The sequence below is a fragment of the Granulicella sibirica genome (assembly GCF_004115155.1).
GTDB classification, from domain to species: domain Bacteria; phylum Acidobacteriota; class Terriglobia; order Terriglobales; family Acidobacteriaceae; genus Edaphobacter; species Edaphobacter sibiricus.
This window is the reverse complement of record NZ_RDSM01000003.1, coordinates 850,826-871,197: the sequence shown is the minus strand read 5'-3', so window position 1 is coordinate 871,197 and position 20,372 is coordinate 850,826. Positions and strand designations below refer to the sequence as shown.

General features: G+C 61.7%; 20 protein-coding genes. 2 read left to right on the top strand and 18 right to left on the bottom strand.

Features of this window, described 5'->3' with window-relative positions; all coding sequences use genetic code 11:
* Positions 1–27 precede the first annotated feature (27 nt).
* Positions 28–1,116, bottom strand: coding sequence for a signal recognition particle-docking protein FtsY (gene ftsY / locus GRAN_RS20335; RefSeq protein ID WP_128914845.1), 1,089 nt, complete (start codon positions 1,114–1,116; stop codon positions 28–30).
* Between the two features lie 49 nt (positions 1,117–1,165).
* On the opposite strand from ftsY, the gene GRAN_RS20330 reads away from it, so the two are divergent.
* Entirely contained in the window at positions 1,166–1,723 is a 558-nt protein-coding gene (locus tag GRAN_RS20330) for a Uma2 family endonuclease (protein ID WP_161571074.1), read from the top strand.
* Here the strand turns inward: GRAN_RS20330 and GRAN_RS20325 are convergent, their stop codons facing one another.
* From GRAN_RS20325 to GRAN_RS20250, 16 genes are all read right to left on the bottom strand, one after another.
* Positions 1,724–2,716, bottom strand: coding sequence for an NAD(P)H-dependent glycerol-3-phosphate dehydrogenase (locus tag GRAN_RS20325; RefSeq protein ID WP_128914843.1), 993 nt, complete (start codon positions 2,714–2,716; stop codon positions 1,724–1,726).
* Positions 2,713–3,324: a glycerol-3-phosphate 1-O-acyltransferase PlsY gene (gene plsY / locus GRAN_RS20320; RefSeq protein ID WP_128914842.1), complete on the bottom strand. Its 612-nt coding sequence runs from the start codon at positions 3,322–3,324 to the stop codon at positions 2,713–2,715. The genes GRAN_RS20325 and plsY overlap by 4 nt, the downstream gene beginning before the upstream one ends.
* Before the next feature lie 117 nt (positions 3,325–3,441).
* Positions 3,442–4,695: a competence/damage-inducible protein A gene (locus tag GRAN_RS20315; RefSeq protein ID WP_128914841.1), complete on the bottom strand. Its 1,254-nt coding sequence runs from the start codon at positions 4,693–4,695 to the stop codon at positions 3,442–3,444.
* A gap of 90 nt (positions 4,696–4,785) precedes the next feature.
* Positions 4,786–5,133, bottom strand: coding sequence for an MmcQ/YjbR family DNA-binding protein (locus tag GRAN_RS20310; protein WP_128914840.1), 348 nt, complete (start codon positions 5,131–5,133; stop codon positions 4,786–4,788).
* 12 nt (positions 5,134–5,145) lie between these two features.
* The gene (locus GRAN_RS20305; protein WP_128914839.1) at positions 5,146–5,838 is read right to left on the bottom strand and encodes a hypothetical protein; all 693 of its coding nucleotides are present in this window, start codon (positions 5,836–5,838) and stop codon (positions 5,146–5,148) included.
* A 77-nt stretch (positions 5,839–5,915) separates the two neighbouring features.
* Positions 5,916–6,989, bottom strand: a complete 1,074-nt coding sequence (gene murG, locus GRAN_RS20300) for an undecaprenyldiphospho-muramoylpentapeptide beta-N-acetylglucosaminyltransferase (RefSeq protein WP_128915131.1) — start codon at positions 6,987–6,989, stop codon at positions 5,916–5,918.
* 10 nt (positions 6,990–6,999) lie between these two features.
* Entirely contained in the window at positions 7,000–8,091 is a 1,092-nt protein-coding gene (ftsW, locus tag GRAN_RS20295; RefSeq protein ID WP_128914838.1) for a putative lipid II flippase FtsW, read from the bottom strand.
* A 37-nt stretch (positions 8,092–8,128) separates the two neighbouring features.
* Positions 8,129–9,490 (bottom strand): UDP-N-acetylmuramoyl-L-alanine--D-glutamate ligase, encoded by a 1,362-nt coding sequence (gene murD / locus GRAN_RS20290; RefSeq protein ID WP_128914837.1) that lies wholly within the window; start codon positions 9,488–9,490, stop codon positions 8,129–8,131.
* Between the two features lie 69 nt (positions 9,491–9,559).
* Positions 9,560–10,492: a VWA domain-containing protein gene (locus GRAN_RS20285; RefSeq protein ID WP_128914836.1), complete on the bottom strand. Its 933-nt coding sequence runs from the start codon at positions 10,490–10,492 to the stop codon at positions 9,560–9,562.
* 45 nt (positions 10,493–10,537) lie between these two features.
* A complete protein-coding gene (mraY, locus tag GRAN_RS20280) occupies positions 10,538–11,674 on the bottom strand; it encodes a phospho-N-acetylmuramoyl-pentapeptide-transferase (protein ID WP_128914835.1) in 1,137 nt (378 codons plus the stop codon).
* Positions 11,675–11,780: 106 nt separating this feature from the next.
* Positions 11,781–13,901: a M3 family metallopeptidase gene (locus GRAN_RS20275; protein ID WP_128914834.1), complete on the bottom strand. Its 2,121-nt coding sequence runs from the start codon at positions 13,899–13,901 to the stop codon at positions 11,781–11,783.
* 79 nt (positions 13,902–13,980) lie between these two features.
* Complete coding sequence (locus tag GRAN_RS25810; protein WP_192898042.1) at positions 13,981–14,640, bottom strand: hypothetical protein; 660 nt, start codon at positions 14,638–14,640, stop codon at positions 13,981–13,983.
* Positions 14,641–14,740: 100 nt separating this feature from the next.
* The gene (locus GRAN_RS20265; protein ID WP_128914833.1) at positions 14,741–16,285 is read right to left on the bottom strand and encodes a Do family serine endopeptidase; all 1,545 of its coding nucleotides are present in this window, start codon (positions 16,283–16,285) and stop codon (positions 14,741–14,743) included.
* 30 nt (positions 16,286–16,315) lie between these two features.
* Positions 16,316–17,602 (bottom strand): M56 family metallopeptidase, encoded by a 1,287-nt coding sequence (locus GRAN_RS20260; protein ID WP_128914832.1) that lies wholly within the window; start codon positions 17,600–17,602, stop codon positions 16,316–16,318.
* Positions 17,599–18,027 (bottom strand): BlaI/MecI/CopY family transcriptional regulator, encoded by a 429-nt coding sequence (locus tag GRAN_RS20255; protein WP_128914831.1) that lies wholly within the window; start codon positions 18,025–18,027, stop codon positions 17,599–17,601. Before GRAN_RS20255 ends, GRAN_RS20260 begins: the two co-directional genes overlap by 4 nt.
* A 62-nt stretch (positions 18,028–18,089) precedes the next feature.
* On the bottom strand, positions 18,090–18,845 hold the full coding sequence (locus GRAN_RS20250) for a lysophospholipid acyltransferase family protein (protein ID WP_128914830.1): 756 nt from the start codon (positions 18,843–18,845) through the stop codon (positions 18,090–18,092).
* 54 nt (positions 18,846–18,899) lie between these two features.
* Between GRAN_RS20250 and GRAN_RS20245 the strand changes: the two genes are divergently transcribed.
* Positions 18,900–19,418, top strand: coding sequence for a DUF2062 domain-containing protein (locus GRAN_RS20245; RefSeq protein WP_241655039.1), 519 nt, complete (start codon positions 18,900–18,902; stop codon positions 19,416–19,418).
* Positions 19,419–19,434: 16 nt separating this feature from the next.
* Here GRAN_RS20245 and GRAN_RS20240 read toward each other — a convergent pair whose 3' ends face one another.
* Positions 19,435–20,358 carry a S1/P1 nuclease gene (locus GRAN_RS20240; RefSeq protein WP_128914828.1) on the bottom strand — a complete coding sequence of 308 codons (924 nt, stop codon included), beginning with the start codon at positions 20,356–20,358 and terminating at the stop codon, positions 19,435–19,437.
* Between the last annotated feature and the right edge of the window lie 14 nt (positions 20,359–20,372).

Genomic DNA, 20,372 nt, shown 5'->3' with positions numbered 1-20,372 from the left:
AGGCAGGGAAAGTTTTACCTTAGCTGTTTAGTCGAGGAGGGAGTCGACGAAGGCTTCGCTGTCGAACGGCAGCAGATCTTCCATCTTTTCGCCGACCCCGGCGAAGACGACCGGGAGCTTCAGTTCGGTGGCGATGGCCAGCACGATGCCACCCTTGGCGGTGCCGTCCAGTTTCGTCAGCACGATGCCGGTAACGCGGGCCGCTTCGGTGAAGAGGCGGGCCTGGGTGAGACCGTTCTGACCTGTGGTCGCATCCATAACGAGCAGGGTCTGGTGCGGCGCGCCGGGGATGAGCTTCTCGGCGGTGCGGCGCATCTTGTCGAGCTCCTTCATCAGGTCGGTCTTGGTGTGGAGGCGACCGGCGGTGTCGACGATGAGAACCTGCGAGCCACGCGCTTTGGCGGCGGCGCAGGCGTCGTAGAGCGCCGCGGATGGGTCGCCGCCCTGGCGGGTCTTGATGAGGGGGACGTCGGAGCGCTGAGCCCAGACTTCGAGTTGTTCGATGGCGGCTGCGCGGAAGGTGTCGGCGGCGCAGAGGAGTACCGTGCGGCCCTGGGCGCGATAGTGAGCAGCCAATTTGCCCGTGGTCGTGGTCTTGCCGGTGCCGTTGACGCCAACCATCATGATCACTTCCGGCGGCGAAGCCGGATGGCGAACCGGAACGGCGACACGGTCGAGGACTTGCTTGAGTTCGATGCGCAGGAGCCGCTTGAGTTCGGCTCCGCCTTCGATGCCCTGGCGCATGCCGCGCTGGCGCAGGTTCTCAAGGATCTCGGCGGTCGTCGTGCTGCCGATGTCAGAAGCGAGCAGAATGGCTTCAAGGTCTTCGAGCGACGACTCGTCGACAGCGCGGGTGAGGGCGAGGACAGCGCCCATACGGTCGTTGAGCGTGGTCCGGGTGCGGGCGACCGCCTGACGCATGCGGTCGAAGAGGCCGCGTCTTTCTGGAGCCTCGTCGGTCGGCTCGGAGGGGGCCGTGTCGCGCTGACCGAAATTCAGTCCCAGACCGAGGCCGCCAAAGGGAGAGCGCTTCTCGGACGGCGTGGGCTGCTCGGGAGTTTTTTCGGGTTCTGGTTCGGGAGTCTTGTCGCGTTTGCCGAAGAGGTTGAAGGCCATGCTGGATTTAGTTTAGCGGAGTTGGCGCGGCGAGAGGTTTAGGATAGCGGTGAGCGAGGTGTTGGCTGTGGCGACGGTGAATGCTGCGCTGGTTCCGCTTGAGGTTTATCTCCGGACGACGTATCGGCCTGATCGGGATTGGATTGACGGCGAGACGAAGGAGAGGAACGTCGGTGAGGGACCGCACGCTGTCATTCAGAAGTTCCTTGCGATGTATCTCGGCTCGCACGAAGAGGAATGGGATATCCTCGTCCGAACCGAGCAGAGGGTGCAAACCTCGACGACACAGTTCCGCATTCCTGACGTTTGCGTGACCCAAGGCAGTGAGCCGTTTGAAGCGATCGTTACGACGCCTCCTCTGCTGTGCATCGAGATCCTTTCGCGGGACGATCGCATGAACGACATGCAGGAGCGGATCGACGACTACCTGGCCATGGGTGTGGAGAACATATGGGTCATCGATCCTCGCCTTCGCCAGCTTTATGCCACAGATGTTGCGGGCTCGGTTTCGTCGGTTCAGCACGCGTTGGAGATTGCGGGTACACCGATTCGTCTGGACGCAGAAACGCTTTTCAAACAGCTCAACAAGCTGGTAGGTCTCGCCTGACTACTCGTCCCGCCCAGGTCGGCTCATCAGATCCCGTATAGCGTCTTTCGCGGGCTTGTTCTCATAAAGAATCGCGTGCATCTGCTCGGTGATTGGCATTTCCACGCCATACCGTTTCGCGAGACCCAGCGCGGCGGTGGTGCTGCGAACACCTTCGGCGACTTTGCCGTTGAGACCGGCGATGATCTCAGGAAGCTGCCGTCCCTTGCCGAGTTCGACCCCCACGGTGCGGTTACGCGAGAGGCTTCCGGTACAGGTGAGGATCAGGTCGCCAATCCCCGCGAGGCCGGCAAGAGTCTGGCGACGGCCCCCGCAGGCCACCGCGAGACGCGTAATTTCGGCGATGCCACGCGTCATGAGGGCGGCTGCGGAGTTGCTGCCAAGGTTGAGACCGTGGACGACGCCGGCAGCCAAGGCAATAACATTCTTGAGTGAGCCACCGAGTTCTACTCCGGCGACGTCGTCGTTGGTGTAGATGCGGAAGGTGGGCGAGGTAAAGTCGCGCTGGAGGGAGTGGGCAAGGCTCGACTCGGCGGTCGCGATGACGACGGCGGACGGGGCCCCCGAGGCTACCTCCTGGGCAAACGACGGACCGCTGAGCACAGCGAACTGGTTATCGACAAGCGAGGCGACGACCTGCGACATGCGGAGAAAGCTGATGTCCTCGATACCCTTGGCAGCGCTGAGAATAACCTGGTCGCGGGTGAGCTTCGGGGCGATCCTGGCGATGGTCTCGCGGAGGAACTGCGAAGGCATGACGCAGAGGAGGACATCCATCTCGTCGATGGCGGACTCGAGGTTGTCGGTGATGTCGATATCGAAGGGGAGAGTGAAGCCGGGGAGATAGGGCAGGTTTTCGCCGCTTTCTCTAAGGGTCGCGGCGAGAGTCGGGGAGTGCGCCCAGAGGCAGAGATCGTGGCCTCCACGGCGGGCGAGCGAGATGGCGAGGGCGGTTCCGTAGGCCCCGGCTCCAAGTATGGCGATACGGCTCATGCGGTCACCTTTTTCGACCCGAAGCGGCTTTCGGTTCCGGCGATGAGACGGCCGACGTTGGCGTGGTGCTTGACGATGACGAGGAGGGCGATGAAGACAATGCCTCCGACGAAGATGGGCGTTCGGATCGGGAGGAAGTAGAGGCTGAAGAAGGGGTAGGACGCCGCGCCCAGGATCGAACCAAGGGAGACGTAGCGGGTGAAGGCGACGACGACGAGGAAGACGCCCAGGACGCAGAGCGCTGCGCGCCAATCGAGCGCAAGCATGACGCCCAGAGCGCTGGCGACGCCTTTGCCTCCGCGAAAGCCAAGCCATACCGGGTACACGTGGCCCACGATGGCGGCAACGGCTGCGGCGACGGCGAGGTCATGGTTATCCGGTGCGAGATATTGGGCAAGGGCGACGGCGGCAAAGGCTTTGAGAAGGTCGAGGAGCAGAGTGGCGAAACCTAGCCCCTTGGCTCCCGAACGTGCGACGTTCGTGGCTCCAATATTGCCGCTGCCGGTGGTCCGGATGTCTTCGTTGCGGAAGACGCGTACCAGGAGATATCCGAAAGGAATGGAGCCGAGCAGGTAGGCAATCGGAATGGAGAGGAGCCACGGGTTCATGCAGTTGCCCTAGAGTTTACCAAGTTGTGCCAGTTGCGGATGCGGCGGGTGGGGTTGGGGAGGATGAGATGTGCCTGCAGTTTGGCATGACGCGGACAGTCCGGCAAGCGAGCCTGCTTAGAGCAGCGTCTGCCGAATAAATTCAAGAGCATGCTGGGTGGCCCAGAATCGTACGCGGTCGCGGTCTCCGTTGATCTGGAACTCCTTCACCTGAGTGTCCTCCCCTTCGGAGAGTGCGATGTAGACGAGGCCGATGGGCTTTAAAGCATCGGCTCCTGTGCCTCCCGCAGGTCCGGCGAGACCGGTAATGCCGATGCCGAGCGAGGTGTTGGCACGTGCGCGAATGCCTTCGGCGAGGGCGCGGGCAACTTGCGGACTGACTGCTCCGTGGCGCTCGAATAGCTCCGGTGGGACATCGGCGAAGGCACTCTTCATCTGCTCGTTATAGACAACGACGCCTCCGGAAAAGGCAGTGGAGCTGTTCGGGACGGAAGTAAGACGCTCCGAGAGCAAGCCACCCGTGCAGCTTTCAGCGACAGCCAGTGAAAGATGGCGCATGCCGAGATGCAGGAGGACAATCTCCTCCAACGATTCGCCGTTGGACGAAAAGATGGAGTCGCCCATCTCCTGCTCGATGCGTCCGGAGAGCTCGTCGATGCGGTCCTGGGCCTCTTCGGCTGTAGGCTTGGCGCAGAAGAAGTGGAGCTGGATCTCGGCGCTGCCAGCGAGGATGGTCGTTTCGACATCGGGATACTGCTGGTAGATGGGCGCGGTGCGCGCGTCGACCTGCGACTCCGGGATGAGGGCCATGCGCAGCATACGCTTCGCCAGGTATCGCGGTGGAAGTGATTTCGCCAGCATCGGAACGACGACGTCGGTAAAGAGCGGCTTCAGCTCTTTTGGCGGCCCGGGGAGAAGGATGACGATCTTGCGCTCGCCGTCGATGGTGACGTCGAGATACTGGCCGGGGGCGCTGCCGTTAGCGTTGTTCAGGATAGTGGCGCCGTCGATGATGTCGGTCTGCCGCAGGTTGTTGGACGGCATCGTCATGCGGCGGGCGGCGAAGCGTTTGGCGAGGTCGACGAGGAGCGCGTTGTCCCGGCGCAGGCTCCGGCCGAGAGCGGCGGCGGCGGCTTCGCGCGTGAGGTCGTCTTCTGTTGGGCCGAGCCCGCCGGAGAAGAGAACGATGTCAGCGCGGGCAATGGCGATGCGGGCGGCGTTGGTGAGGTGCTCGAGGTTATCGCCAACGATGGTCTTGAAGGCGACGGTGACGCCGAGGTCGTTGAGGCCCTCGGTGAGGTAGAGGGAGTTGGTGTCCTGCCGGTAGGGCGTGAGCATCTCGGAACCGGCGGCGATAATTTCAGCGATCATTTCGTTCGGGGTACTCCCTGCTTCTCCATAGTAGAGGGTTGGCTCCTCTGTCGGATGCCGGGACGGGCCTCGAAGACGCAGGCGATTCGCTCAGTGCTTCTTTGCCTTCGGCTTGGCCTTGGCGTTCTTGGCGAGGCGCAGGTTGTAGGCGGTCGCAAGGGCTCCGAGAAGTTCGTCTTCGGTCGCGGCGGCGAGACGGATGTGGGTGGCGCCCATCCGGCCCCAGCCTCCGGCGATCGGAAGGAAAAGATCCGGTCGGTCGGCGAGAAAGAGGGCTTGCTGCTCGGGCGCAAGCATGAGGTTACCGTAGCCCTGCTTCTCGTGGGCGAGCGTGGCAAAGATGTGGCCGCCAACGCGGAAGTCAGCGGAACCCATGTGAGAGCTCTCCTCGGCTCCAGCGAGGGTAAGGGCCACGCGGCGGAGGTCTTCAGGAGTCATCAGGCGGTCATGCTAGTGCTTTTGAACGAAGATAAGGAACCCATGGTTATCAACCATGCCGCGACCGGGCTGGTAGGTGACGGAATAACGCTGGCCGGCGAAGGTGACGACGTAGGTCTTGGAGTCGGCGTCGAAGAGCTTCCATGTGCCGGTTTCGTTATTCGTGGTGGTGATCTCGCCGTTAGAAGCGAACTTTGCGGTGCCCTCGTGGCCCCCGATCGAGATCTGATAGATTCCGGCGACGGATGGGCCCGCTTCGGCTCCGGGGGCGAAAGAGACGCTCCCGGTAGCTTCAAGCGTGTAAGCGGTGGTCTGGCGGACGAGGGCACCGGGGGCGGGGACGACGGCTACTTCAAGACGGGAGGGCTTGGCAGCGGTGCCGCTCCAGGTAGTGCCTCCAGGGAAGTCGGCGTGAGTGACGGTCGTGTCGGGAACCTTGGGTTTGAACCCGACGAACATCTGCGGGCGGCCGCCGGTGTTGAAGCCTTCCTGCCGGTTGCCGTAATTGAAGGTGACCTTGAACGCGCCGGGGCCGACCGTGAGGACCCAATACTGGTTGCCGCCGAAGCTGTCGATCGTAGCGGAGTTTGAGCCCGCGCGCATGGGGGCAGGTTCGTCGATCTTAAGAGACTGCGTAAAGCCAAACGTGCCGGAAGCACAGAGAAGAATCAGTGGCAAGAACTTGAGCAGGACCGGTTTCAGCAAGCGAACGACCTCGATACAGGGGGTTATAGAGCCCGACGACGAGCCCATCGTATAACGCTCCCGCGAGGAGGTGAAGCTCATTCTTTGGTGAGCTGGACGGCCATCGCGGCGATGGCGCGAACCGCCTCGGGTCGGGCGAAGGTGCGAGCCTGTGCTCCCATGGCCTGGATCTGTTCGGGATTTTCGAGCAGATCCACGAGCGTGTTCTGGAGAACATTAGGTGTCAGGTCGGCTTCGAGTAGAAGCGTCGCGGCTCCGACGGAAGAAAAGACTTCGGCATTCTTACGCTGGTGGTCGTCCGCTGCCGTAGGCAGCGGGATAAGCACAGACGCCTTCCCTGCCGCGCCAAGCTCGGCCATCGTGCTCGCACCGCTGCGGCAGAGGATGAGGTCGGCTTCCGCGAACCGGGCAGGCATGTCGTCCAGATAGGCGCTGACCTGATAGCGGGCGGGGTCAGCGTTGGCCTGCTGGTAAAGCTCGCGTGTCCTCGCCTCCGCAGCCGGTCCGGTTTGATGGAGAACAGTCAGATTCGGCAGGCGAGCAAGAAGGCGGGCGACAACCGCCGGGACTGCGTTGTTCAGGATACGGGCGCCCTGGCTTCCGCCGAAGATCAGGAGATGTTGGCGGTCCGTCGGGAGCCTTTGCGGGATCGCGAAGAACTCGGCCCGCACGGGGATCCCGGCGACCTCGGCGTTGCGAAAATAGGCTTTAGTCTGCTCAAAGTTGACGGCAGCGGCGGAGACGCGTTTGCCGACGAGGCGGTTCGCGAGGCCGGGAACGGCATTCGGCTCAAAGGCCAGGGTCGGAATCCGAAGGAGGATGGCTGCCATCATCGCAGGGCCGCTGGCATATCCTCCTACACCGATGACGACGTTCGGCCTGAAGCTGCGAAGGAGCGAAATACAGCGGAGGACGCCAAGCGGGAGGTCTGCCATGGTCCGGAGCCGAGTGGCCAGACTGACGCCTTTGAGCTGACCGACATGGATGAGGTCGAGCGGGAATCCCGCTTCCGGAACAAGACGGGTCTCGAGCCCCCGCGCCGTCCCGACGAAGCGGACTTCGGCATGGCGTGCGTCGAGGAGTTCGCGGGCGATGGCCAGAGCCGGGATGACATGGCCGCCCGAACCGCCGCCGGCCATCAGGGCACGCATCGGCCTCGCGTCAGTCGATTTCACGGGTGATATTTAACAGCACGCCAAGCCCTGCCAACGTGATGAAGACGGAAGTTCCACCGTTCGAGATCAGGGGCAGGGTAATCCCCTTGGTGGGCACCAGCGCGAGAACCACGGAGATGTTGAAAAACGCCTGAATAAGGATCGCCGTCGTGATGCCGAAGGCAAGGAACCGGGCGAACGGGTCGGTCGAGAGGATCGCCGCGCGGAGACCACGATAGCCGAGCACACAGAAGAGCCCAATGATCGCAATCGCACCGATCCAGCCAAGCTCTTCGCAGACCGTGGCAAAGATAAAGTCCGTGTGCGGCTCGGGCAGGTAGAAAAGCTTCTGGCGGCCTTCCATGAGGCCGAGGCCTCGTATGCCACCGGTACCAACGGCGATCAGCGACTGCAGAATGTGGAAACCGGAACCCCTGGGATCGAGTTCGGGATTCACAAAAGCGAGCATGCGGGCGCGACGCCAGGCCACGTGAAACAGCATGTAATAAAGAACTGGCGAAGCCGCCAGCACAGCGAGAGCAAGATACTTGATCTGCATGCCCGCGAGATACAGGATCAACATCGTCACGCCAGCACAGACGAGTGCGGTGCCAAGGTCCGGCTCCTTCAAAATAAGCCCGATGAAGAGTAGCGGAGGAATAGCAGCCCGAAGAATGGTTCCCTTCCAGTCGTCCATCTGGTGCATGCGCGTCTGGAGAAAGTAGGCGAGAAATAGCACGAGCACCGGCTTCGCAAGCTCCGACGGCTGCAGTGAAAGCGCGCCAAGGCGGAACCAGCGATGCGTGTGATGCGAGTCGTGGAAGGCGAACACGACGACAAGCATCAGCATGGTGATCGTTACAGCCGGGAAGACGACCTTGGGGTTGTTGTAAAGGCGGTAGTCGACCCGCATCAGGATCGTCAGCGCGATCATTCCGAGCAGAGCCCAGAGCGCCTGGTGCGAGACGAACGCATACGGTGAGCCAACGGTCGCCTTCGCCATGACGGCAGAGGTCGAAAAGACCATCACGAGGCCGAAGAGAACCAGCAGAAGGATGACTCCGAAGAGCCACTTATCGACTCCGACCCTCTTCGCCATCGCTGTTCCCTGCTCCCTTGGTCTATACCCGGATGATCTAAGTCTTCAACACGAGCTGCCGGAAGACGCGGCCCCTATGCTCATAGTTCTCAAACTGGTCGAAGCTGGAGCAGGCTGGTGCAAGAAGCACAACATCCCCAGAGACGGCGTGTTCGCGAGCACTTGCAACGGCGACGTCCATTGTTCCGGATGACTCTATCATCACTGTTTTCGCGGATTCGGCGAGTTGATGCTCAATCTTTTCGGCGGCGGAACCAATGGTGTAAACAACTTTGACTCGTTCCAGCAGGAGCGGCGCGAGCTGGCTGTAGTCGGACTCCTTGTCCTTGCCGCCAAGGATAAGGTGGATCCCCTTCGGGAACGAAGCGAGGGCTTTCATGGTGGCGTCAACGTTGGTGGCCTTGGAGTCGTTGTAATATTCGACGCCCGATAGCGTAGCCACATGCTCAAGCCGATGCTCGACTGCTTTGAACGTCGCAACGGTCGCCCGGATCACCTCGGACGAGACGCCCGCTAGCTTCGCGATCGTCACCGCGGCAAGAACGTTTTCCAGGTTATGCAGTCCCTTCAGCGGAATCTCGGAGATCGGCAGCACCGGCTCCGCCTTGCCGCCTTCCTGTGGCAGCCAGACGATCGACTCGCCGTGGGCGAAAGCGCCTTGCTTGACTGGCCGGCGGCTGCTGAACCAGAAGATCTGCGCCTTTGTCCTGGCGGCGAACATCTGCGTCTCCTTGTCCTCTGCGTTCAGGACGAGGAAGTCTTCGGAGGTCTGGTTCTCGGTGATGCGTTTCTTGGCGGCGGCATACGCGGCGAACGTGTGGTGGCGGTCGAGATGGTCCGGCGTGAGGTTCAACACGGCGGCGATATGCGGCCGGAAGGTGTCCACCGTCTCAAGCTGGAAGCTCGATACTTCGAGGACATCCCACGTCTCTGGCGTATCGAACTTGATGAGCTCGATGACAGGCAGGCCGATGTTTCCGCCGACCTGCGTCGGAAGGCCGGCAGCTTCGACGATCTGGCCGACGAGCGTGGTTGTGGTGGTCTTGCCGTTCGAGCCGGTGATGGCGATCACGTGGCCCGAAAGAAAGCGGCTGGCAAGTTCAAGCTCGCCGATGACGGGCAAGCTCAGCGCGCGAACCTGCTTGACCTCCGGCGTGTCGAGCGGCACCCCCGGCGAAACGACGATCAGGTCCTGTCGGCGGAACGTCAGCAAACCGTGGCCGCCCGCTTCGACCATGATGCCAGAGTCGAGGAGAGCGGGGATGTCCTTGGCGAGGGCTGCCGCGCTGCGCGAATCGCTCACCGTGACGCGTGCGCCCTGCTCGCGGAGAAAACGCGCTGCTGAGAGGCCGGAGCGGCCCAGGCCTACGACCAGTACCTTCTTGTTCTTCAGGTCCATCTTTTTCCTTTTCCCTGGTGTTCTGCTGTACGGCACATCAAGGGTACCTCAAGGAGATGGACGGTTTTGCTACCGGGCGTAGTAGCCGGCTCGCGCTCTGAGAACAAGGCCCGGCCGTTTGGACTGAAGGACGACCTTGCGGAAGGAGCCATCGTGCTCGCGGTTGGTGGAGTAGTACCCAACAGCGTACAGGGAGCGGAGCTCGCCGGAGATTTCAGCGAACGCCTGACTCACCTTCATGGCGTGCGAGTCATAGGATTTGCCGCCGCTCTGGGCGGTAAGGTGGTCGAGTTCGCGCATGCCGTAGAGGTCGCGGGCGTTCATCTTCCCATGCTCGAGCTCTGTGTAGCGGATGGCATACACGAGCACGTCGGCATTCTGGGCAGCTTCGATCGTGTCGATCAGGTCGTGCTCACTCGAATTCTCCTGGCCGTCCGAGAAGACAAGCAGGACCTTGCGGCGCTGGTGAATGCCTGCCATGCGCTCGGTCGTCGAGAAGTAAACGGCGTCGTTGAGAGCCGTCCCCTGTTCGCGGTCCTCCTTCGGTCCGAGTTCGGGGAAGTCTCCCTTGCTCTTGTCGTAGCGGCGCAGTGCGGAGGTGATCGCGGGACCGTCACTGGTCCAGTCGCTGACGAGACGGAGATGATTGCCGAAGCAGAGCGCGAACGCACGGTCCTCGGGCGTGAGAACCTGCCGGAGAAACTCAGCGATGTCGCGTTCATGATCCTTGATGAACTTCTCCTGGCTTCCGCTGGCGTCGATGATGAGCCCGATGCTGAGGGGGAGATGCTCGGCGGGGGCGAAGTAGCGGATGGTCTGCGGGATGCCGTCCTCGACGACCGAAAGGTCGGTCATCGTGACGTCGTGAACAAGGCCGCCACCAGCATCGCGGATGCTCACCGTGCTGTCGATCAGGTGCGTTTCGACCTTGAGAGGCGGGAAATCCTGAGCGGAGGCTGGCAGAGCCAGGACGGCGAAGAGGGCGAGGCCGAGGATACGCATGTGGTGAGTTACGGGAGAAGCAGGCGCAGGTTCCCCACCGGAGTTCTAGCGGAGCTTCAGTGTTGTCAGAGCAAAGAGCGCGAAGACGAGCGCCATGATCCAGAAGCGCGCAATCACTTTCGACTCCGACCAGCCCATGAGCTCGAAGTGGTGGTGCAGCGGAGCCATGCGGAAGATGCGTTTACCGTTCCGCAGCTTGTAGCTTCCCACCTGCAGGATGACGCTCAACGCCTCCAGGATGAAGACGCCGCCAATGAACGGCAGAAGAAGTTCCTGCTTGATGATGACGGCCACCGTTCCGATCGCGCCGCCGAGCGCCAGGCTGCCAACGTCGCCCATGAAGATTTCGGCCGGATGAGCGTTGTACCAGAGGAAGCCGATGCTTCCACCAACCATCGCTCCGCAGAAGACGGTCAGTTCGCTCACCATCGGCATGCGGGGGATCTCGAGATAGTCGGAAAAGACGGCGTGCCCGCTCACGTAGGTGAGGACCGTCAGGGCTCCAGCGGCGATGATGGTGCAGCCGATGGCGAGGCCATCCAGGCCGTCAGTGAGGTTGACGGCGTTGCTCGCCCCTGTAAGAACCAGCATCACGAAGATCACAAATGGCACAAATGCCAGCCAGCCAAGATGAGGGACGTGCCTCAGGCTGTCGATGATAAGGTTTGGGCGGAAGTTCTTGAGGAACGGAACGACGAGTCGCGTCGAATACATCCCCTTCGATTGCATGATCGACAGGGTGACGGCGACCAGGCCGCTCGTCGTGAACTGCAGCGCGAGCTTCTGTCGCCCGGTAAGGCCCTGGTTATGTTTGTGGACGACCTTGGTGTAATCGTCGATGAAGCCGATCGCGGCAAAGGCGAGGGTGGAGAGAACGACGATCCAGACCATGGGATTCGAGAGATCGGACCAGAGCAGGGTCGGAATGATGATCGAGATGCAGATGAGGACGCCACCCATGGTCGGCGTGCCACCCTTCTTCTGGTGAGACTCGGGACCCTCTTCGCGGATGTACTGGCCGATCTGGAACTCGCGCAGGCGTTGGATGACGAAGGGGCCGATCAGCAGGCCGATCAGAAGCGCGGTCAGCGAGGCGAAGACCGTCCGGAAGGTGAGGTACCGGAAGATGCGCAGGATGCGAAAGTAGGGAAAAAGCTTCTGGTACAGCAGCCAATAGAGCAAAATCGAATCCGCCTTCAACCGTTAGACTACAGGGCCAGCGGCGTGCTGCGAACGATTCGCTATTGACCCGAAAGGTATCTTAACCGGCGTTTTGCAGGTGGGAAGGCTACTTCGCAGGGCTCTCCGGGACGAGGCCGCGCTGGCGCAGCAGGCCGTCAATCGAGGGCGGCCCTCCACGCCACGTTTCATAGAGCGTTTCGAGGTCCTGGGTATTGGCGCGCGAAAGAATCATGCTGCGGAACCGGTCGCCGTTCGCGCGGGTCATTCCCCCGTGCTGCATGAACCAGGAGTAGGCGTCGTCATCGAGCATCTCGCTCCAGAGATAGGCGTAGTAGCCTGCCGAGTAGCCTCCGGCGAAGATGTGCTGAAAGTAGCTGGAGCGGTAGCGCGGGGGAACGGCTTCGAGGTCGATCTTCTTTGTGACGAGGGCGGCCTTTTCAAAGGCGTCCACGTCCTGAAGGGGAGCGTCCGCGGTAAGGAGGTGCCACTGCATGTCAAGTTCCGCGGCGGCTAGAAGCTCCGTGAAGGCGTATCCCTGGTTGAAGGTTTCGGACTTCTTGAGGCGGGCGACGAGCTCCGAGGGCATGGGAGCGCCGGTCTGGTAGTGCCGGGCATAGTGGGCGAAGACGTCGGGGTCGAGCGCCCAGTGTTCGTTGAACTGCGACGGGAACTCGACGAAGTCGCGGGGGATTCCCTGCCCTGGATACTGCACATTCGTGAACATGGCGTGTAAGGCGTGTCCGAACTCGTGGAACATCGTCCGGACATCGTCGGCGCTGATGAGCGCGGGCTGGCCAGGTGCGGGTTTGGGCAGGTTAGCGACGTTGTAGACGGCCGGAAGCGTTCCGAGGAGCTTCGACTGTCCAACGAAGGAGCTTGACCACGCTCCGCCATTCTTATTGTCGCGCTTGTAGTAGTCGCAGTAGAAAAGGGCTAGTGGCTTGCCGTCGGCATCGGTGACCTCGAAGACGCGGACGTCGGGCTGGTAGACGGGCATATCTTTGCGTTCTCGGAAGGTGATGCCGTACATCTTTGTCGCGGCGTAGAAGACGCCATCGGTCAGCACGCGGTTCAATTCGAAGTAGGGGCGAACGGCCGACTCGTCGAGGTCGTACTTCGCCTTGCGAACCTGCTCGGCGTAGAGATCCCAATCGTGAGCGGCGAGTTGGAAGCCTCCATGCTGGGCGTCGATCACGTCCTGGATATCCTTCGCCTCGGATCGAGCTCTAGCGGTTGCAGGAGGGACGAGCGCATCGAGGAACTTTTGAACGGCCTCGGGGTTCTTCGCCATCTGGTCTGTCAGCTTCCAGGAGGCGAAATTGGGAACGCCGAGAAGCTTGGCCTTCTCGGCGCGGAGCTTGACGATGCGGGCGATAATGTCCCGCGTGTCGCTGTCGTCCCCCCGTTCGGTGCGGGTCCAGCCTGAGTTGAAGACGGCCGCGCGGGTGGCGCGGTCGGTCAGGGTGCCGAGGACGGGTTGCTGTGTGGTGTTGATGAGGGGAAGGACGTAGCCAGGTTGATTGCGGGATTTGGCAGCCAGGCTGGCGGCGGCGATCCGGCCCTCGGAAAGACCGGCGAGGGCCTTTAGATCGGTGGTGGCGAAGGCCGCGGACTTGGTTCCGGAGAGAAGTCTTTGGTTGAAGGTGTTCGACATTACGGAAAGCTGGCTGTTGATCTCCTTCAGGCGAACCTTGTCAGCATCGTTGAGGTCGGCCCCGGCGTGGGTGAAGCGCTGGAAGGTAAGTTCAAGGAGACGGGCCGATTCGGGGTCGAGGGACAGGGTCGCACGGCTGTCGTAAATGCTTCGGACGCGCGTGAAGAGCTTCGTGTTGAGAGTGGTCGCATCTTCAAGCTCGGAGAGTTTAGGCGTTTCCTCGGTCTCGATCTTCTGCAGGTCGGGATTGGTGTTGGCCGAGGTGATTGCGCCGAAGGAGGCCTCTACGCGGCGCAGAAGACGGCCACTTTTCGAGAGAGCGACGATGGTGTTAGCAAAATCGGGCGGAGCCGGATTATCAGCTATCTCCCGGACTTCCTTAGCCTCGGCCGCAATGCCTGCCTCGATGGCGGGCTGGTAGTCGCTGTCGTGGATGCGATCGAACGGAGGCGCGTGGAAGGGGAGGGTGCTCTCGGCATAGAAAGGGTTCGAGGGGCCGAAGGCCTGACCCAGAGCGGAAGGCGCGAGAACAGCCGAGAAGAGGAAGATCTTGATTCCGAGATGACTGGTCATGGGATAGGGTCCGGGAGCAGGCTCGCTCGAAGGGCTGTAGACTAACACGATCCCATCGGTCGTCCCTGAAGAGGACTGCTTATGCTTCGAGCGCGGCACACAAGGATTCTGCAGCCATGGCGAGTTCCCAGGAGAGGTGCGGATCGTGATCAAGCGCGGCTTCCGCGCGGTTGAGTAGTTCTTCGGCCATGGCGGGGAGCCGGGCTTCGAAGCCTTCGAGGTCAGGGAGTTCGAGTGAGTCGAGGTGGTGAGCCGCCTTCCTGAGCAGTCGCTCGAGTTCTTCGGGCGGGGGTGGAGTGGCGTCGAGGCGATGCGAGATGCGAGCGGCATAGAGGCCGGCCATCGAAAGATGTTCGGCGGCGCGAAGAAGGTCGAGAGCATTGGAAGGCTCGCTGTCCGTGGCAACGCGGTAGCTCTTGATCCCTTCCTCAAGCAGCATCCGCAGGTCTCCGCCGGACTCCTGCTCGAGCAGTGAGATCACAGCGGAAGCACGCTGCAGGTGATGAAAAGCATGCTCCAAGGCTGGCCCGCTTCCCTGCTCCAGGTGCCTAGGATCGCCGGCGGTATGCTTAGCCGACTTCTTGCCAGGTGACTTCTTGCCCGGAGCCTTCTTCGCGGCTTTCTTCCCAGGCGACTTCTTGGCAGCCTTCTTCCCCGGCGACTTCTTTGCTGCCTTCTTGAGAGCGCTTCCAGGGCGAACTGCTAACCCCGCCGTACGACGTGCGAGTTCCTTGGCCATGATGGATGTGATCCCGTTCCGCAGTCTGCTGTTGCATGATGAAAACGAAAGGCCGCCCCAAAGTTTCGAAGCGGCCCATCGGGTTCAAGTACGCGGCAACTTAGCCATTGTCCTGGTCAGGGCGCAGGGTGCGGTAGCTTGCATTGCCCTTCGACCACACCAGCAGCAGGATGTCCTTGCCCGCAGCGCTTCCATGGACCTGGGTCGCGAACTGATCCGCCGAGTTGAGCGGCGCGCGGTTCACTTCGAGGATGACGTCCCCGGGCTGGAGTCCGGCATCTTCCGCAGGGCTGGTCGGGCGCACATTCTGCACAACCACGCCGTGGACCTGCTCCGGGATCTGAAGCTGCTGCCTGGCATCAGGGGTCAGGTTCGAAACAGCGAGGCCGAGCTTGCCGTTGTTCGGTGCTGAGCCATCACCATCATTCGAGGCCACCTCAGTCTTTGCGTTGAACTGCCCGACCTTCAGATGAACCGTCTCCTGCTTACCCTCACGGATGACGCCAAGGTTCAGGTCGGTTCCGGGAGCGATCTGGCTGACCGCAACCTGGAGAGCACCGCTGTTGAGGATCTTCTGCCCATTGGCCTGGGTGATCACGTCTCCCTGGCGCAGACCACCGCGGCTCGCGGGCGAGTCAGGCGTGACCTGCGCGACGATGGCTCCAGACGCATCCTGCAGGTTGAAGAAGTGAGCGTTCTCCGGCGTCACATCGTTCATGCTGATGCCAAGGTAGCCGTGGTCGACCTTGCCATGCGCGATGAGCTGCTCGGTGGTGGCGTGAACGATCTGCGAGGGAATCGCGAAGCCTGCGCCGGCGAACGATCCGCTGTTGGTAATAATCGAGGTGTTGATGCCGATCAGCTCACCATGTGCGTTGACCAGCGGTCCGCCCGAGTTGCCAGGATTGATGGCGGCGTCCGTCTGAATATAGGCTCCAGGCTTGCGAGGATCACTGCGGTCGGGATCCTGGCGGTTGAGCGCCGAGACGATACCGCGCGTTACTGAGAACTGTAGCGAGCCGAACGGGCTGCCGAAGGCAAGAACCGTCTGGCCAGGCTGGAGCTGTGTCGAATCACCCCACGAAATGTGCGGGAGATCGCTTGCGTTCACCTTCACGACAGCGAGGTCGGTGAGCTTGTCGGTGCCGATGACCTTGCCGGTGAGAATGCGGCGATCGTGCAGCGTGACCCGGATCTGCGTCGCTCCGTTGACGACGTGGTTGTTCGTGACGATGTACCCGTCCGACGAGATGATGACGCCGCTGCCGATGCCGTGCTCGATCTGCGGCTGCTGCGGCATCATCTGGCCGCCGCCGCCGAAGAACTGGCGTAGGCCCGGAGGCAGTTGCTGAAGCTGGCTAGACTGGTCCCCACCCTCTTCTCCGTCTCCGGCCGTGCTCTTCGACGTGACGGCGATGTTGACGACGGCAGGCGTGACGCGGGACGCGACCGCCTCCATCGCCTGATCGAGTGCGGTGAGGGCAGTGACGCTGCCGTCGTCGAGTGCGGCAGCGCTGATCCCCGCTGCATGGACATCGGTGTGGTTCATGTAGGCTGCTGTGCCGAGAGCGACAACAGCAGCGAGGGCGGCAGGAACGACGATCTTCCGGGTCGATACTACTAGTTTATTAGTTGATGCGGACATGCCATTAACCTCTTCTGGGTATTTTGTTGGTTAGAGTTGAACGATCAGCCAGCCGGTTGGGGTCGGCACGGCGGCATACGAGAACTGGTTGTTCTGCTGAATGGTCATCAACGTGTGACCCGTGGGCAGGGTGACTTCATGCCACTCGGTCAGGACGACCCATGAACGCGTCCCAGGACGAACAGCGCTGCGAATCTGGATGGGCTGCGTTGCGTTAACCGTCTTGGACTTGCTCCGACGATGCTTCGGCGCAATCACAGGAAGCTGAGTCGTCCGTTCCGGCTCGGGCATGATGGCCTTGGTGTTGATCACCTTGCCGGTGAGACCGGACTCTCGATACGGCGCAGCCGTAAACTCGGTCGAAGGAATCGCCGCCTGGGCATGAGAGACGGGCGCAAAGGACACAAGCTCAGGGCTGCGGCTCAGCACAGTTGCGCCGCCGGCCAACGAGAGGAGAAGCGTCGCAGTAACGATGCGGGCCTGTGTGCGCCCCATGACAACCTCGGGGTTCGCAAGAATCCGATGCACGCGCCGTGCAAGCTCCGACTGGCGCTCCCACGCACCCAGAGCGAGAGTCGCGGTGCGCCGAAGCATTCCATGCTCAGCCAGGTTCGTGAGACAAAGCGCGTAGGCCTTGCGAGCCCGCGTGGTCCGGAGAACACTGTCATCACAGGCGAGTTCGCGCTCGAGGCAGAGACGCCGTTCGACCCAGAGAAGCACCGGGTTCAGCGGAAAAAGAGCGAGGGCGAGCTTCTGGAGCAGATTCGTCCAGTCGTCGCGGCGGCGGAGGTGCTCCATCTCATGGAGGAGAATCTGATCAAGCTCCTGCTGGCTGAGGCTGGCGAGAAGATCCGGCGGGAGCAGGACACGCGGCGAAAAGAAACCCACAACGCTCGGCCGATCCACGTCCGTCGAGGTGCAGAGTTGGGCGCGGCGGTTTCCCTGCTGCAGCGCCGGGGCATCAGCAACTGGCGTAGCGCGACGGGCGATCCGGTGCAAGCGCAAGCCGCTCAGCAGAAGCTGGCTGCCACGATAGAGCGTCAGTAGTGCCCAGAAACCAGCAACCACGAAGCTCCAACGGGGATCGGCGTGGACGCTGGCATGAGTTGTGCTGTCCGGCGCGGCAAAGAGCGGAACGAAGTGAAGACAGACCGCGAGGACGAGAACCGCCGTCCAGATCACCGATCGAGCGGCCGCGCTGATGCCCGGCACTAGACGAAGGCAGAGCGCAACGCAGCCGGCTAACAGGATTCCCTGCCAGACTGCGGAAAGGAGCGAACCCGAAGCGACGGCGGAGAAAAGGCCAAGGGTAGTCATGATCCCGCCTCCTCCGGCCGCGCCGCTGGTGGGACTATTGGCTCATTGTCCGGAGCCTTCGCAATGGCTTCCCGCAGACGGCGGAGTTCGTCCGGGCCAATCTCGTCATCACCCAGAAGCGAGAGGAGAAGCTGCTCGCGGGAGTTCCCAAAAAAACGTTGCAGAACATGACGCACCTCAGACCGGCTCGCCTCGTGCTCGGCGATGCATGGGCTGTAAAGGAAGGCACGCGCCTCCTGCCGATGCGTGACGTACCCCTTCTTCTCAAGAATGCGGATCGTCGTCAACACCGACGTATACGCCAGGGGGGTCTCGTCGGAGATCGCTTCCACCAGGCCGGAGACGGCGATCTCGCCTCTCGCCCAGAGAACCTTCATGAGCCTCAGCTCGGCTTCGGTCAGCGTAATGGATTTCTTCGGCGGCATCGCTCTGGAGGTTTGGACGGGGTACTAATGAATTAGTTAGCACGTCCCCCCCGATCAAAAATTCAGACGCGAATCCCGCCAACCCGCGCCACGGCCACTCTTGCCTCGTCGGCTGCAACCTTACGGTGGAGAACGTCGGCGGAGAACTGGATGGGCTTCTCCGCAAACCGCACCTCGACCCGAACCCCCTTCAGGCCAAGAAACTTGAAGATGTGCGCAAGCATGTCTCGATTGCCCCAGTAAGACACATCGTCCGCAATTGACACGTCCGGCCCATTGTCCTGATCCAGGTGATACCGGATGAACGCCGGAACGATGGGTTCTTCGCTCGCCATCGCTTGGGCCAGCAGGCCGGAGTGAAACTTCAGCAGCCCCTCACCGTTCGAGGTCGTTCCCTCAGGAAAGAAGATGACCGGAAGGCCGGCGGCGCTGGCCTCCTGCATCCCCTTGGCGGCCTTGACCGCGGAACCACCCCGTCCGCGCTCCACGTAGACCGTTCCAGCCATGGTCGTCATCCAGCCGAGAACAGGCCATGTCCGGATCTCAGCCTTGGAGCAGAAAACGCAACGGTGCAGCGCCGCGAACGTGACGATATCCATATAGCTGAGATGATTCGAGATGAGGACGCCCTTGTCAGGCGGCTTCCCGATGACGTCTACCTTGATCCCGAAGCGTTTGATGGCACGGGCACAGAAGCGATGAAGCCAGTCGGCACGGGCGACGCGATCTTTGGGGCGGGTAAGAATCAGTTCCGTCCCGGCGTAAATAAAGACGCCGACGAGGACAATCGTGCGGCGAACCGCACGCAGAGTACGCAAAAATTGCACCTGGTTTTGAACCCCTTCTGTTCGCTCGGGTGCAGTGAGGACCCCGTGGGCAGTCTATCCTGTTCACAGGTGTCATCCCCGTCCAAGTCCGTGCAGCAGCAGAGCTTCCTGCACCGGCGTATCGTCAACCCGCTGGTGGACCTTCTGCGCATCGGGTGCACGCCGAGAAAGCTGGCCTGGAGCATCGCGATCGGTTTCGTCATCGGGATCAACCCGCTTCTGGGCTCGACGACGCTCATCTCGCTGACTGTGGCCGCGCTCCTGCGGCTGAACCTGGTAGCCTCGCAGATCGCGACCCATCTTTCGTATCCGCTTGAGATCGCGTTCTTCTTCGTGTTCATCCGGCTTGGAGACAAGGTCTTTCACACCGGCCGCTTGCCTCTCCACCATAGAGCGCTCATCTCCGCGGCGCGTCATCACCCGATCGACACAACCAGGCTGCTGTGGACGTGGGAGTGGCATGCGCTCGTGATCTGGGCACTGGTCTCGATTGTCGTCGCGCCAATGGTGGTGCTTCTCCTTACGCCCATCCTGAACGGACTGAACGAGCGTATTCAACGCTAGGCTACGAGCGGCTGATCTACTTCGCAGGCACCGGGTCGCCGCTGCGGACCCACGCGGTGTAGATCATGTCACGCAGCTCGATAGCCCCGGCGGCGAGCCGCTCGTCGACGAAGGCCTTGCCATCCGGAGTGCCGGCCTTCAGAAAGCCCCCTGCCTTTTCAATCTGGTAGGTCTTTTCGACTTCGCTATTGGAGTGATGCAGGTACGCCAGGTATTCCGTCCACTCATCAGCCATCAGCGTCGGCGTGGAGGCTGCGATCAGAGGCTGAAGATCGGCGCTCCGCACGTTATTCGCGACGAAGTCCGACTCGAACTCCGCGTGCACCGTATGCGCGGTGCTGTAGCCATTCGGGTTCGGGCCATTCCATCCGTTGTACTGATAGGTGGCGTGGAGAGGGTTGGAGCCATCACCGACATAGTGCCCAAGCCAGCCCGCGTAAAAGAGGATGACGGTCTCGACCGGCTGAACGTTCTGGTTGGCGGCGGCCAGCTTCCGGTAGTCGCGCATGGCCGACTTCAGACGTTGAAAGACCTCCTCAACCTGGTAGGGCTGGGTGCCGACGTTCTCTGGCGTGAGCTTGACGTCGGGATGCTGTGGCTGAGCAGCGGCCAGGGCGCGGAAGAAGTCGTAGCGTTTGCGGGGCAGCGGCGCGATCAGGTCCGCATACTCGAGATCCATGAAGTGGTCGGTCCCTTGGGTCTTCGACAGCTCCGGCTCGAGCTTCCCGTTCCAATGGTCGGGCTCCGGCCCCAGATACTCCATCAGATCGAGTGCCTCGCCGTTATGCAGGAAGGCAGGCACCTCGACCGGCAGATTCTGCGCCGCAAGCCGGTTAATCATCATGTGGCCGTCATGGCCCCACGAGAAGGCTGGCTGAAGGGTGACAAGCGGCAGAATCGCAATCGCGGCCAGGCGGACAAGGGTTGGGCGGGGCGTCATGGGAAAAGTATATT

Coding starts and splice junctions, on each gene's coding strand:
- ftsY (WP_128914845.1), bottom strand. CDS start 1,116: ATGGCCTTCAACCTCTTCGGCAAACGCGACAAGACTCCCGAACCAGAA.
- GRAN_RS20325 (WP_128914843.1), bottom strand. CDS start 2,716: ATGAGCCGTATCGCCATACTTGGAGCCGGGGCCTACGGAACCGCCCTC.
- plsY (WP_128914842.1), bottom strand. CDS start 3,324: ATGAACCCGTGGCTCCTCTCCATTCCGATTGCCTACCTGCTCGGCTCC.
- GRAN_RS20315 (WP_128914841.1), bottom strand. CDS start 4,695: ATGATCGCTGAAATTATCGCCGCCGGTTCCGAGATGCTCACGCCCTAC.
- GRAN_RS20310 (WP_128914840.1), bottom strand. CDS start 5,133: ATGACTCCTGAAGACCTCCGCCGCGTGGCCCTTACCCTCGCTGGAGCC.
- murG (WP_128915131.1), bottom strand. CDS start 6,989: ATGCGTGCCCTGATGGCCGGCGGCGGTTCGGGCGGCCATGTCATCCCG.
- ftsW (WP_128914838.1), bottom strand. CDS start 8,091: ATGGCGAAGAGGGTCGGAGTCGATAAGTGGCTCTTCGGAGTCATCCTT.
- murD (WP_128914837.1), bottom strand. CDS start 9,490: ATGGACCTGAAGAACAAGAAGGTACTGGTCGTAGGCCTGGGCCGCTCC.
- GRAN_RS20285 (WP_128914836.1), bottom strand. CDS start 10,492: ATGCGTATCCTCGGCCTCGCCCTCTTCGCCGTCCTGGCTCTGCCAGCC.
- GRAN_RS20275 (WP_128914834.1), bottom strand. CDS start 13,901: ATGACCAGTCATCTCGGAATCAAGATCTTCCTCTTCTCGGCTGTTCTC.
- GRAN_RS25810 (WP_192898042.1), bottom strand. CDS start 14,640: ATGGCCAAGGAACTCGCACGTCGTACGGCGGGGTTAGCAGTTCGCCCT.
- GRAN_RS20265 (WP_128914833.1), bottom strand. CDS start 16,285: ATGTCCGCATCAACTAATAAACTAGTAGTATCGACCCGGAAGATCGTC.
- GRAN_RS20260 (WP_128914832.1), bottom strand. CDS start 17,602: ATGACTACCCTTGGCCTTTTCTCCGCCGTCGCTTCGGGTTCGCTCCTT.
- GRAN_RS20255 (WP_128914831.1), bottom strand. CDS start 18,027: ATGCCGCCGAAGAAATCCATTACGCTGACCGAAGCCGAGCTGAGGCTC.
- GRAN_RS20240 (WP_128914828.1), bottom strand. CDS start 20,358: ATGACGCCCCGCCCAACCCTTGTCCGCCTGGCCGCGATTGCGATTCTG.